Annotated in this window: 11 protein-coding genes and 1 pseudogene; 7 read left to right on the top strand and 5 right to left on the bottom strand. The window is 69.1% G+C overall.

Going from position 1 to position 12,223, the window contains the following annotated elements; translation table 11 throughout:
- Positions 1 to 459 (top strand): annotated as a pseudogene (locus IZR01_RS42900) (hypothetical protein); the annotation flags it as partial.
- Between the two features lie 174 nt (positions 460 to 633).
- Here the strand turns inward: IZR01_RS42900 and IZR01_RS42895 are convergent.
- On the bottom strand, positions 634 to 993 hold the full coding sequence (locus tag IZR01_RS42895) for a CAP domain-containing protein (RefSeq protein ID WP_194898997.1): 360 nt from the start codon (positions 991 to 993) through the stop codon (positions 634 to 636).
- Between the two features lie 70 nt (positions 994 to 1,063).
- Between IZR01_RS42895 and IZR01_RS42890 the strand changes: the two genes are divergently transcribed.
- From IZR01_RS42890 to smc, 3 genes are all read left to right on the top strand, one after another.
- Positions 1,064 to 1,588 carry a hypothetical protein gene (locus IZR01_RS42890; RefSeq protein WP_194898996.1) on the top strand — a complete coding sequence of 175 codons (525 nt, stop codon included), beginning with the start codon at positions 1,064 to 1,066 and terminating at the stop codon, positions 1,586 to 1,588.
- A gap of 538 nt (positions 1,589 to 2,126) precedes the next feature.
- Positions 2,127 to 2,336, top strand: coding sequence for a hypothetical protein (locus IZR01_RS42885; RefSeq protein WP_194898995.1), 210 nt, complete (start codon positions 2,127 to 2,129; stop codon positions 2,334 to 2,336).
- Between the two features lie 256 nt (positions 2,337 to 2,592).
- Positions 2,593 to 6,282, top strand: coding sequence for a chromosome segregation protein SMC (gene smc / locus IZR01_RS42880; RefSeq protein ID WP_194927175.1), 3,690 nt, complete (start codon positions 2,593 to 2,595; stop codon positions 6,280 to 6,282).
- Positions 6,283 to 6,297: 15 nt separating this feature from the next.
- Here the strand turns inward: smc and IZR01_RS42875 are convergent, their stop codons facing one another.
- The 3 genes from IZR01_RS42875 to IZR01_RS42865 are packed head-to-tail and all read right to left on the bottom strand — an operon-like array spanning position 6,298 to position 9,410.
- Positions 6,298 to 6,633, bottom strand: coding sequence for a DUF6317 family protein (locus IZR01_RS42875; protein ID WP_194927174.1), 336 nt, complete (start codon positions 6,631 to 6,633; stop codon positions 6,298 to 6,300).
- A gap of 36 nt (positions 6,634 to 6,669) precedes the next feature.
- The gene (locus IZR01_RS42870; RefSeq protein ID WP_194927173.1) at positions 6,670 to 7,140 is read right to left on the bottom strand and encodes a hypothetical protein; all 471 of its coding nucleotides are present in this window, start codon (positions 7,138 to 7,140) and stop codon (positions 6,670 to 6,672) included.
- 44 nt (positions 7,141 to 7,184) lie between these two features.
- Positions 7,185 to 9,410, bottom strand: coding sequence for a hypothetical protein (locus IZR01_RS42865; RefSeq protein WP_194927172.1), 2,226 nt, complete (start codon positions 9,408 to 9,410; stop codon positions 7,185 to 7,187).
- Positions 9,411 to 9,605: 195 nt separating this feature from the next.
- Here IZR01_RS42865 and IZR01_RS42860 point away from each other — a divergent pair, with 195 nt between their 5' ends.
- Positions 9,606 to 10,169, top strand: a complete 564-nt coding sequence (locus tag IZR01_RS42860; RefSeq protein ID WP_194898993.1) for a GNAT family N-acetyltransferase — start codon at positions 9,606 to 9,608, stop codon at positions 10,167 to 10,169.
- Positions 10,170 to 10,331: 162 nt separating this feature from the next.
- Here IZR01_RS42860 and IZR01_RS42855 read toward each other — a convergent pair whose 3' ends face one another.
- Positions 10,332 to 10,736: an OsmC family protein gene (locus IZR01_RS42855; RefSeq protein WP_194927171.1), complete on the bottom strand. Its 405-nt coding sequence runs from the start codon at positions 10,734 to 10,736 to the stop codon at positions 10,332 to 10,334.
- A gap of 82 nt (positions 10,737 to 10,818) precedes the next feature.
- On the opposite strand from IZR01_RS42855, the gene IZR01_RS42850 reads away from it, so the two are divergent.
- Both IZR01_RS42850 and IZR01_RS42845 read left to right on the top strand, forming a co-directional pair.
- Positions 10,819 to 11,184 (top strand): hypothetical protein, encoded by a 366-nt coding sequence (locus tag IZR01_RS42850; RefSeq protein WP_194927170.1) that lies wholly within the window; start codon positions 10,819 to 10,821, stop codon positions 11,182 to 11,184.
- Positions 11,185 to 11,189: 5 nt separating this feature from the next.
- Positions 11,190 to 12,128 carry a WXG100 family type VII secretion target gene (locus tag IZR01_RS42845; RefSeq protein ID WP_228555959.1) on the top strand — a complete coding sequence of 313 codons (939 nt, stop codon included), beginning with the start codon at positions 11,190 to 11,192 and terminating at the stop codon, positions 12,126 to 12,128.
- Positions 12,129 to 12,223: the final 95 nt, after the last annotated feature.

Below are 12,223 nucleotides of genomic sequence, written 5' to 3'. Positions count from 1 at the left end.
CCGCTCGGCGGGGCCGTCGGGGCCTGGCTCGACCCCGGCGCCGAGGGCGAGGGCTGGGTCAGGCTGGGCTGCGGCTGCGAGGGCTGCGGCGAGGAGGTCGAAGTGGACGACGTGCGCACGCTGAACGGCGCCGGGCTGGAACTGCTCGTCGATGACGCCGTCGAGGAGGTGGCCGAGCTGGACGGCGTGGCGGGGGAGTCCGACGAGGTCGTGCTGGTCGGCGCGGTGACGCTGACGAAGCCGGGCGCGGCCCCGCTGCTCGACCCGGGCGCCAGCGGCGCGACCCGGTTCGGCGCGCCGTCCAGCAGCGTCGTCCCGGAGCCGGCCGGGCCGCCGTGCAGGATCCCCGGCCCGACGAAGGCGAACGCCGCGATGGCCGCGGTGGACAGGCTGCCGATGGCGATCGGCGCCGGGCGCAGCGGGCTGAACGGGCCCCTGCCCCGGTGGCGTGCACTGTAGGAGCCGGCGCGGATGCCGGCTTCCTGCCACGTGCGTATGTCCATGCGCTGTCCCCCTATCGCTCCGAGCGCCCGAAGTCACCAGATGTTACCGCCGGGGCCCGGGAGGCGTAAGGGAGTTCGCGGACTATCAGAATGCTGTGACGAATGCCTTCGCTGACCCGCCCCCCGCCGGTCACGAATAGCCGAAGTCCTGAGTCCACCACGGCCCGTTCGGCCCGAACTGCACCCCCACGCCGATGGCCTTGGACGAACAGCTCAGGATGTTGGTGCGGTGGCCGGGGGAGTTCATCCACGCGTCGACCACGGCCTGCGGTGTGGCCTGGCCCATCGCTATGTTCTCCGCCGACGGGTCGGAATACCCCTTGGCCTCGATGCGGGTCCACGGGGTGACACCGTCCGGAGTGTTGTGCGCGAAGTAGTCCCGCGCCCGCATGTCGACGCTGTGCCCTATCGCCGCGGCCCGCAGCCGGGAATCGTCGCGCAGCGCCGGGCAGCCGTGCGCCACCCGTTGATCGTTGGTCAGGGCGACCACTTGAGCTTCGTATGAGGCTGCCTCGTCCGGGGACGCCTGAACCGCCTGCGGGACGTCGGCCGGGCCGGACGTGGACGTTGCGGCGGCCGTGGCGGTGGTCGCGGGCCCGGCCGCGGACCCGGACTCGGTTGCGGACCCGGCTGCGGACCTGGTTGCAGACCCGGTCGGGCCCGTCGTCGCGGTCCGCGCCGGGAGTCCGGCGGTCGCCGAGCGGGTGGCGTCGCGGGACACCTGCGAGTCGGTCCGGCTGGAGCTGCCGGTCGCCAGATCGGTGGACGGGCTCGACACCGGCGCCTGGGCGTTCCCCGAGGAGTCCAGCGAGGCGGTCGGCGCCGAAGCGCCGGGGGCGAGCGCGACCTCGTCGTTCTCCCGTGCCCGCAGCATCAGCGGGGCGGTGATCGCGAGCCCGGCGACCACCGCGGAGATCGCCGAGCGGCGCAGTCGACGGCGCCGGCGCGGGGCCGTGCGGCGGTGGCTCGCCGGGCGGCGTGCGTCCGGGGTCTGGGCCCCGGACCAGTCTTCGGGGCACCCCGACCAGTCTTCGGAGCACCCGGACCAGCCTTCGGAGTACCTCGACCAGTCTTCGGAGTACTGAGAGGTCCCCCGAATGGGTATATCTTCTGCCGACACGTACCACTCGGTCGGAGGGCCGGCGTACCGGTCCCCGTCGTCAAGCACTGAGGCCATACCGCCAAGCTACAAAGGGTCTTTAGGCCGTTCGAGGGACTTGGGCAAAGCTTTGCGGACCCCACCGCCCGCGGACCTCGACGCCGGACCCCGCCAGGGTGAATTCCCGCTCAGCGTAAGGCGGATGCCGCGCGGATAAAGCTTGACGGCCGGGTGCCCAAAGTGATCGAGTGGCTGCACGGCCCGCGCGGTCCGCTTTGCGGTGCCCTGCTTCGTGTTGACCCAAGACCCCTTTCAGTGCGACCCTGGTAGTCGCGCACTCCTTTTTGTCGGCGCGGTATGCCCTGTGGTGAAACCGGCTAAACACCGGACCTCATCGCCGATCCATAACGCTCCCGACGCTGCCCTTGCAGCCAGTGCGCAGTACGGCACCACCTGTCTGGCAGGTTGACACCTACAGAGGTTCTGGCGAAGACGCCAGACACTCATCGTGAAGGACCCTCACTATGGCTAAGGCGCTTCTCGGGCATGTCGCTGCGGTGGACCACCGCATGGTCGCCGAGATGAGGCGGCTCAAGCAGCGCGTCGTCGATCTGGAGGCGTATGTGTCGCGCCTCGAGGACGAGAACGCGGTGCTGGCTGCGACGAAGTACAGCTCGAACGAGCTGGACTCCGAATTCAGCGAGCTGGAACGCGAACCCGCTCTGACCCGCTAGTCCCACTTCAAGCGGCATCTCCATTCGACGACGGCCGGCGTGTGCCCACCGAAAGCGTGAGCCACGTCGCCTCGTCATAACTCCGGCCCCGCAGCCCGACCGACGTTGGAGTGACCTCCGGCGTCCCTCGCGCTGGAGGGGGTACGCTCGCCAGTAGCCTGGCCGGACGCCCACCTGGGACATCGGCGGGCCAAGCGTCAATCGGACCCCATCACCAGGCCCGTCGGCCGGGCAGCGCAGGAGAGTGTCGCCGCACGTGTACCTGAAGACCCTGACCCTGCGCGGCTTCAAGTCCTTCGCCTCGGCCACCACCCTGCGCCTGGAACCGGGCATCACCTGTGTGGTCGGCCCCAACGGCTCGGGCAAGTCGAACGTGGTGGACGCGCTGGCCTGGGTGATGGGCGAGCAGGGCGCCAAGTCGCTGCGCGGCGGCAAGATGGAGGACGTCATCTTCGCCGGCACCACCGGCCGCGCGCCGCTGGGCCGCGCCGAGGTGGCGCTGACCATCGACAACGGCGACGGCGCACTCCCCATCGACTACTCCGAGGTCACCATCTCGCGGATCATGTTCCGCAACGGCGGCTCGGAGTACGCGATCAACGGCGACCCCTGCCGGCTGCTCGACATCCAGGAGCTGCTGTCCGACTCCGGCATCGGCCGCGAGATGCACGTCATCCTCGGCCAGGGCCGGCTGGACGCGGTGCTGCAGGCCAGCGCCGAGGACCGCCGCACCTTCATCGAGGAGGCCGCCGGCGTCCTGAAGCACCGCAAGCGCAAAGAGAAGGCGCTGCGCAAGCTCGACGCGATGCAGGCCAACCTGACCCGGCTCACCGACCTCACCGGTGAGCTGCGCCGTCAGCTCAAGCCGCTGGGCCGGCAGGCCGAGGTGGCGCGCCGGGCCGTGGTGATCCAGGCCGACCTGCGCGACGCCCGGCTGCGGCTGCTCGCCGACGACCTGGTCGGCATGCGTGAGGCCTTCGAGCAGGAGGCCGCCGACGAAGAGCAGATGAAGGTCCGGCGCAAGCAGCTGGAGCGCGAATATGCCGAGGCCCAGGCCCAGGAGTCCGAGCTCGAACAGCGCGGCGCGGCGCTGGTGCCCTATCTGGCCCAGACCCAGGAGACCTGGTACCGCCTCAGCTCCCTGAAAGAGCGCTACCGCGGCTCGGCGCAGCTGGCCGTAGAGCGGGTCCGCAGCGCCTCCCGTACCGCCCCCGAGGAGCGGCACGGCCGCGACCCGGAGGAGATGCAGGCCGAGGCCATGCGCATCCGCGAGGAAGAGACCGAACTCGCCGAGGAGATCGCCGAGGCGCAGGAGACGTTGGCCGGCGCGGTCATGCAGCGCACCGACGCCGAGACCGCCCTGCAACAGGAGGAGCGGCGGCTGGCCGCCTCCGTCCGGGCCGCCGCGGACCAGCGCGAGAACCTGGCCAAGCTGGACGGCCGGGTCGGCGCGATGCGGTCCAAGGCCGCCGCCGCCGACGCCGAGATCGGCCGGCTCGGCACCGCCGCAGAGGAGGCCCGGGGCCGGGCCGCGGGCGTGCAGCGCGAGTACGACGAGCTCAAGACCGAGGTCGAGGGTCTGGAGACGGACGGCGGCGGGCTGGACGACGAGGTCGAGCAGGCCTCGCAGGCGCTGTCGGAGTCCGAGGAGAAGCTGACCGAGCTGCGGGCCGCCGAGCGCGAGGCGCAGAAGGAGCACGCCGGCTTCGCCGCCCGCAAGGAAGCCCTCGAACTCGGACTGAACCGCAAGGACGGCGCCGGCGCCCTGCTGGCCGCCACCGACCGGCTGTCCGGGCTGCTGGGCAGCGTCGCGGCGATACTGACCGTGGAGTCCGGCGCCGAGGCCGCGGTGGCCGCCGCGCTCGGCACCGCCGCCGACGCGGTCGCGGTGACCAGCGTGGACAGCGCGGTGAACGCGATCCGGCTGCTGAAGGCCGAGGACGCGGGCCAGGCCACGGTCATCGTGGGCGGCGACGTCTCCTACCCGGACGACGGCCAGTGGCCGCAGCTGCCCGAAGGCGCCCGCTATGTCATCGACCTGATCCAGGTCCAGGAAGAGCTGCGCCCGGCCTTCACCCGGCTGCTGAACCGGATGGCGGTCGTCGAGGACCTCTCCGAGGCCTCCGAGCTGATCGCCCGGGCCCCGGACGTGCGGGCCGTGACCCGGGACGGCGACGTGCTGGGCCGGGACTCGGCGCGCGGCGGCTCGTCCTCGGCGCCGACCCTGTTGGAGGTCCAGGCCGCGGTCGACGAGGCCGCCGAGAAGCTCTACGAGGCCGGCGCCCGCGCCGAGCGGCTGCGCACCGAGCTGGAGTTCGCGACCGCCGAGCGGCAGACCGCCAAGGCCCTGGTGGACGCGCTGATGGCGCAGCGCCGCGAGGCCGACAGCCAGAAGGCCGGGGTCGCGCAGCAGCTGGGCCGGCTCGGCGGCCAGGCCCGGGCCGCGCTCGGCGAGGTGGAGCGCTTCGTCGCCGCGATCGAGAAGGCCGAGGAGGCCCGCGACCGGGACCTGGGCCAGCTGGAGGAACTGGAAGGCCAGCTGCTCGAAGCCCAGGAGGCCGCTACCGCCGCCGAAGAGCTCGACGACGCCGCGGCCGGCGACCGGCGTGAGGACTTCGCGCAGGCGGCCACCGCCGCCCGCACCGCCGAGATGGAGGCCCGCCTGGCGGTGCGCACCGCCGAGGAGCGGGCCCGCGCACTGGCCGGCCGGGCCGACCAGCTGGACCGGGCCGCGCAGCAGGAGCGCGAGGCCCGCGAGCGGGCCATAGAGCGGGCCGAGCGCCTGGCCGAGGAGGCCGAGGTGGCGCGGGCCGTGGCCCACGGCTTCGAGCAGGTCATCCGGCACCTGGAGCAGTCCCTGGCGCTGGCCCAGGACCGCCGGGAGCAGGCGGAGCGCTCGCGGGTCGAGCACGACTCCGAGATCCAGGTCGCCCGCACCCGGGTCCGCGAGCTGTCCGGCGAATTGGAGAAGCTGACCGACTCGGTCCACCGCGACGAGGTGGCCCGGGCCGAGCGCCGGATGCGCATCGAGCAGATGGAGGAGAAGGCGCTGGCCGAGCACGGCGTCGAGGCCGACGTCCTGGTCGCCGAGTACGGCCCGGAGGTGCCGATCCCGCCGACCGTCGCCGGCGACATCCCCGTCCCCTACGACCGGGCCGAGCAGCAGCGCCGGCTGAAGAAGGCGGAGAAGGACTACACCGCCCTCGGCAAGGTGAACCCCCTGGCCCTGGAGGAGTTCGCAGCGCTGGAGGAACGCCACCAGTTCCTGTCCGAGCAGCTGGAGGACCTGAAGAAGACCCGCAAGGACCTGCTGGACATCATCAAAGAGGTCGACGACCGGGTCGAGCAGGTCTTCACCGAGGCCTACGCCGACGTGGCCCGCGAGTTCGAGGGCGTGTTCTCCCGCCTGTTCCCCGGCGGCGACGGCCGCCTGATCCTCACCGACCCCGAAGACATGCTGACCACCGGCATCGAGGTCGAGGCCCGCCCGCCGGGCAAGAAGGTCAAGCGCCTGTCCCTGCTCTCCGGCGGCGAGCGCTCCCTGACCGCCGTGGCCTTCCTGGTGTCCATCTTCAAGGCCCGGCCCTCGCCCTTCTACATCATGGACGAAGTCGAGGCGGCACTGGACGACACCAACCTCGGCCGCCTGATCAACATCATGGAGGAGCTGCGAGCCACCTCGCAGCTGATCGTGATCACGCACCAGAAGCGCACCATGGAGGTCGCCGACGCGCTGTACGGCGTCACCATGCGCGGAGACGGCGTCACCACGGTCATCAGCCAGAAGCTGCGGGACAAGAAGACCGGGGCCATAAGCGACGCGCCCAAGGTCGTGCCCGCGCAGGCGGCGGCTGAGGCGGCCGAGGTCGCTGAGGCCGCCAAGGTCGCTAAGGCCGAGGCGCCGGCGGAGCCGACGCGGGCCGATCTGGAGAACGAGACGGTCTGACTGACGCGGAAGTCCTCAGACTTCGGCGTGGTACCGCCCGTGCAACGGCATCGGCGCGGGGTCCATGACGTCGCTGATTGCCTTCGACAGGTCGGCGTCGGTGTCCTGGTACGCGTTCTTCGCCTGCTCGGCGAACGTCCCGAGGGTATCGATGTCCGTCATCAGAAGGCTGCGGAAGTTGTTCCAGTCATCACCCATGGTGCGGGTCGCGTCCGCGAGGCCTTGGTGCCCCATGGCGGCCACGTAACTGTCGACGTGGTTCGGGAGGTCGCCCAGTTCGGTTCGGAGCCGGCTCAGGAGTCCGCTCAGGTCGCTCAGTTTGCCGAGATCGACTTTCAGTTGTTCGGACATGGCATCCTTTCCGTGGCCGGTCCTGGATAGCGCAGGTCAACCGTTCGTCGCCGACGGGAAGCCCGGGATCGGAAACTTCTTCATGTAGTCCTCGTAGGTCTGGCTGTTGATGTCCGGGTGCTTTTGGAGGTAGCCCTCGAACGTCCAGCCGCCGCAGACTGCGGGGTAGACCTCGGGTTGGTGCGGGAACTCGGTTCTCATGAACAAGGACTCCCATTGAGACATCGTCATCCCGCGGACGGCGATTTGTGGGCGGTCCTCGTTCTCGCCGAACCACTTTTCGAAATCCAGGCTCGATCCCGGTCGTCCCTGGGCGAACAGGGTATTCAGTTGAGCAAGGGCGTCTGGATCTTTTACGGCGTTCTCGGCGTGGAACCCCTCGACGACCATGTCTTCGAGGATCAGCTCGGGCACCCACTTCGCAGGGATGCCGCAGCCCTTGATCGGTTTCTGGGCTTGAGGTTTCGTTGGCGAACTGTCTCCGCAGCCGCACAGAAATATCGCCATCGCGCCGCCGAGAGCGACACAAGCGGTCCTCGTCCCAAGCCTCATCATTGCCCCTTCTGCCATCCGAACCGGCCGAGCATGTCCGTCTCAAGGTCGGAGAGTTTTTCGCCGCCGAGCGTGAACCTGTCCTCGCTGGCGCCCCAGACTTTGTCGAAGTCAAGGTTGCCCTGCACGTTGCCGTTCTCGAGGACTGGCGCCAGAGAGGCGAGGTCCGCGTCCGTGGCCCTCCCCGAGTCGACATAAGCCTGGAGCAGCATGATCTCCATCGTTCGCTCCTCGCCGACGTATTGCTCGTGCAGGTCAGCTTGAGCCTTCTGGACGTGACCGGTGTCGAACCAAGACGGGAGGACCGGCCCGAGGAGCCCGGCAATCGGCTGCCCGTAGTTACTGGACGTCGAATCGAGATGTTCGTTGCCGTAGCCGCCGGCAAGGATGTTGACCACTAGCAAACGGTCGGCTGCGTCGGCATCCTGTGCCGAAGCCGCATCCGTGACCAGATCGCCTTCGACGGTGTTCACAGCGCCGTACAAGCTGCTCAGATGGTGGTAGTCGTAGAGTGGTTGGGCTTGGGGATCTTTGCCGTATGCAGCTAATGCTGCGACCACTTGCTGTGCGACGGTCGCCTTGTAGGACCCGATCGAGCTGGCGTCCGGATAGGCAAGCTTGAGGAGGTTTGTCAGATCGTCCTGGCCGATTTTGACCGTCGGTGGTGGTGCCAAACTCAGCCCCCGATCGGACGTGCCCAGGACCTGCGATAGATCGGCCATGTAGTTCACCGTGTAGCTTTGCAGCGCTTTCTGTACCGGCCCGCCCGCCGACCCTCCGTTGGCCTGCTGATAGTCGATGAACGACGTCATGATGTTCAACGTCCCCTGCATCGCGGTCATGTCGGTGCGATCCGGAGGTATGCCGCACGACAACAGGAACTTGGCCACCGCCGCCTGCTGGGCGGCGAGGTCCTGATTGAGATGCTGCGCCGGCACCGCCATGCCGATCGCCGCCAGGTTCATCGCGAACTGGCTTGCTGCTGGACTGCCGTCGCCGAGTGCGAGCCGGACCGCTCCGGGGTTTTCGGAGACCCGGTTCAGTACGGCGGCGAACGCGTCCTGCCCGGGCGGGAAGATGAGGCCGTTCGCGTCCTTGTTGTTGATGAGGCTGTCGGTGAGGTTCCGCGCCAGTGTCGCGAGCAGGAGCTTGCCCTGGTCATCGCCGTACGCGGCGCCATTAGGGCCGTATTGGAGCAACATCGCCGTCGACCATGCGTCTTTCGAGGACGTGAGCTGCGTGAACGCGGTAGGAGACAGCGAGTCGGATTTGACCGTGGCCGCGAGGGCGGCGCCGAAGGCGGCCAGGGTGGTCTGGGACGCGGCGTCCAGCGGGCGCGTGTGGTCGCTCATCATCGGCGGCGGTGGGTTGCCCCGTAGCAGGCTGGCGATGCCGCCGAGGCTCGCGCCGGACTGGTTGACGACATCAGTGACGAAGCCGGGATCGTTGGCGCGGCGGTCGAGGTCGGCGGCGATGCGCGTGACGATGGCCTTGGCCTGGGGATCGTCGGGGTGTGCGAGCGCCCATGTGAGCTGCTGCGCGTCGTTGTAGGCGTCGAGGCGGGTCTGGACGGTCTCGCCGGCTTGCAGCGCGGGACCGGCGTCCGAGATCCCGGTGGCGGTCGCGAGGTAGTCCAGTTTCGCAGCGGCTTGGGACGCTGCGGCGTCGCGGTCCGCGATCACGTGGTCGAGGGCGACACGGGCCTGGCGCAGTTCCAAGCCGAGGTCCGAGACCCCCGGGACCGCCTGTGTCTCCTCAGCCACGTCCGGCGTGAGGCGGTTCGTGACGTAGGCCGTCATGATGGGCCCAGGCGGATTGAGAAGCGGGTTCGTTCGGGCCAGGTTCGTGATGTCGTCACGGGCTACCTGTGCCTTGAGCAGAGATTTCCCTGCCGCCGACTGGAATCCGGCCAGCGCGACCGCATAGCCGGTGCCAGTGGTCCTGCCATATGTGTCGGCCGCCGTGCGGAACCGATATGCCGCCTGGCGGCACCGGGCGGCCACGGAGTCGACGAGCTGCTTGAACTCCAGGCCGGCGTCCGACTTCCAGAATTCGTCGACACAGGTCTGGCCGAGTTGGTCCGCTGTCGCGTCGAGTTTGTCGGCCAGGGTGCCGGACCACGCGCCCAGGTCGGCTATCTCGCCCGGGTCTCCCGGTGTGGGATCCGTGTCGGCCAGCGGTTGCCAGTCGCTGGGTCTGTAGTTGTCGCCATCGGCGCTTCTCAAAGGAACCCCCCCGTACGTCCAGCGACTCCCTCGCTGTTGAAGACTTGCGTACGAACCTACTTATACGAATCCTGAGACACTATCCCTCCCCGGTGAAACTCCTACCCGAAATTGCGCGGGCTGGCGAGAAGCCCAGTTGAGGTCAGCCCGAGAACGCTATGGAAGACGAACCGGTCTGACCCTTACCCTGCTGCGATGACCACTGGGGAAATACGCCTGACCGAAGACGTCGCCCTGCGGCCGGTCCGGTTGACCGACGCCGCGGCGTTCGCGCGGGCCTACAAGCGCAACTTCGACCACCTGGAGCGGTGGGATCCGATCCGGCCCGACGAGTTCTACACCGAGGCGGGTCAGTACTCGCGGCTCAGGAACTTCGACCAGCAGCGTGGTGCGGGGCAGGCTGAGCGCTGGGTTTTCGATCGCGGGGATGAGGAGGTGTACGGCAGTGTCACGCTGTCGAACATCGAGCTGGGTATCTTCCTCAATGCCCGGATGGGTTACTGGGTGGACGTCGCGCTGGTCGGCAGGGGGCTGGCGACCGCGGCGGTCGACGCGGTCTGCGACCACGCGCGTCAGCGGTGGAACCTGCACCGTGTCGAGGCCGGGACGAATGTGGAGAACGTCGCCTCGCAGCGGGTGCTGGCCAAGTGCGGGTTCGAGGAGATGGGGCTCTCCCGTTCGCACTTGTATGTCAATGGCCGGTGGGCGGACAGCAAGCAGTTCTACCGGATCCTGCACACCGACGAGATCTCGCGCTGATCCCTTCGCCCCTGACGGCCGAACCGCCTTCGGGCGCGGTTCGGCGCCGGCCGGGATCCCTCGGCCCGGCCCAAAGGTTCCCCAGCTCTCGCAGGTTCCCCAGCTCTCTCGGATCCCCCAGCTCTCTCGGATCCCCCAGCTCTCTCAGCTCTCTCAGATCCCTCAGATCCCGTCCAGCTCCAGGTTCACCGGCGTGCCCTCGCGCAGCGAGCGGCTGACCGTGCAGTGCCGCTCCTCGACCCGCTCGGCGACGTCGTGGAACACCTTCGCCGCGTCCGCGTCGTCGGCCGGCAGCTCCACCGCGTAGCTCAGGGTCACCGGCCCGAGCTTGTTCCGCTCGATCTTCTCCGAGGTCGCCGAGGCGACCAGCTTGGTCATCCGGTGTCCGCGCTGCGCCGTCAGCGGCTCGGTGGTGACGATGTTGCAGCCGGCCACCGCGACCAGCAGCAGCTCCACCGGCGAGAAGTTCGGGCCCTCCCCGTTCCCGCTCAGCTCGATGCGGGCGCCGCGGTCGTTGGTGGCGATGTAGTGCCCGTCCTCGGTGCGTTCGACCTTGATCTCATACATGGGAACCAGTGTTCGCGGGGTGCTGCGAAAGGTGCAACTCGGAGTAGGCTCCGCGTCGAATCTACTGATGGGAGGGGTTCTGGTGACGACGGACGTGACCGAGGCCGTGGAAGCGTTCGTGGCCGCGCTGCGTACCGCGGAGGCGTCGTTGCGGGAAGTGCCCGGCAAGCTGGAGGGTGCCCGGGTCCACGATTTCGCGTTCGGGAAGATGTTCGAGGCCACCGAGGTCCGCGACGCCTATCACAACCGGCTTCCGGAGACCGAGAAGGACATCGTCGAGGCCTGCGAGGTCATTGACCACTTCGTCTCCGGCCTTGAGGGCGGGCACGCGGTCGGTGCCAATCCGGGCGGCCCGGACCCGGCGGAGTCGCAGGCCGCTGAGTGGGCTCCCGGCAGCTACCCCTGGCACCGCACGATCCCGCGCCAGGCGGGGGGTGCGGACGCGTGAAGGTCATGCTGATCACGGGCCTGAGTTTCGCGGTCCTGATCTTCGGCATGTGGGGGCTGGGCGTCCTGGTGGTCCGCAACCAGCGGCGCAAGATGCAGGACGCGCCCGGGGTAGAGCTGACCGAGCAGATCGAGGAGACCGCGGCCGAGGTCCACAGCATCGAGGAGTTCCTGGCCCGGGCCGAGGCGCTGCCGGAGGGGCAGAAGCCGGAGCCGCGTCCGGAACACGTGCGGGAGCGCGACCAGGAGAAGCTGGAGACCCTGGCCAAGCGGCACTTCCCGCACCTGGAGGTCCCGCACCCGCACATCCACCTGGTCGGCATCACCGGGCTGGAGAAGCGGCTGCTGGCCTGGGTCTCGCACCACACCGGGCTGCCCAGCCCGTTCGAGTTCCTGGACAAGCTGACCGGCGACCCGGACGAGCTGGCGCGGGCCGCCAAGGCCTGGGACGCGGCGCACGACCACGTCCAGCAGACCGTGACCGACCTCTGCTCCGCGGCCGCCACCTTGCACCGGACCTGGGACGACGAGACCGCCGGGCACTTCTACCCGCTGCTGGCCGACTACCTGGCCGAACTCGACACCCTGGCCGAGAACCTGGCCAAGAGCTCCGAGGCGCTGCGCGGCCTGCAAGGCGAGGCGGCGCTCGCCGAGGGCACCATCACCGGCCTGATCAACCTGCTGATCGGCTCGCTCGGCGGCTTCCTGGTCGAGGAGGTGATGTCGGTGGGCACCATGACGCCGGCGGTCGCGGCGCAGGCCCAGGTGGAGATCACCTGGGTGCTGAAGCAGATAGCGATGGCGGCGGGACGTTTGCAGGGGATCTACGCGAACACCCGGCATGTGCTGGACAGCGTGAGCGGCTTCAAGGGCCTCACCCACATGCACAGCTGCTTCCAGATCGACAAGGTGAAGCGGATCGAGCGGTTGGTCGACTCCGAATAGCCGGACCGGCTCCGAACAGCCGGACACAAGCAGGAAGGGCGGCCGGGAAACTGGCCGCCCTTCCTGCTTGTGTCCGCGGTCGCTACTGGAGCAGC

The sequence above is a fragment of the Catenulispora pinisilvae genome (genome assembly GCF_015356865.1).
Lineage (GTDB): Bacteria > Actinomycetota > Actinomycetes > Streptomycetales > Catenulisporaceae > Catenulispora > Catenulispora pinisilvae.
This window is presented reverse-complemented; position numbering and strand designations above follow the sequence as displayed.

Excerpts from the sequence above, each read along its gene's own strand:
- IZR01_RS42885 (WP_194898995.1), top strand. The coding sequence starts at position 2,127 with ATGGCTAAGGCGCTTCTCGGGCATGTCGCTGCGGTGGACCACCGCATG.
- IZR01_RS42875 (WP_194927174.1), bottom strand. The coding sequence starts at position 6,633 with ATGTCCGAACAACTGAAAGTCGATCTCGGCAAACTGAGCGACCTGAGC.
- IZR01_RS42870 (WP_194927173.1), bottom strand. The coding sequence starts at position 7,140 with ATGGCGATATTTCTGTGCGGCTGCGGAGACAGTTCGCCAACGAAACCT.
- IZR01_RS42860 (WP_194898993.1), top strand. The coding sequence starts at position 9,606 with ATGACCACTGGGGAAATACGCCTGACCGAAGACGTCGCCCTGCGGCCG.
- IZR01_RS42855 (WP_194927171.1), bottom strand. The coding sequence starts at position 10,736 with ATGTATGAGATCAAGGTCGAACGCACCGAGGACGGGCACTACATCGCC.
- IZR01_RS42845 (WP_228555959.1), top strand. The coding sequence starts at position 11,190 with ATGCTGATCACGGGCCTGAGTTTCGCGGTCCTGATCTTCGGCATGTGG.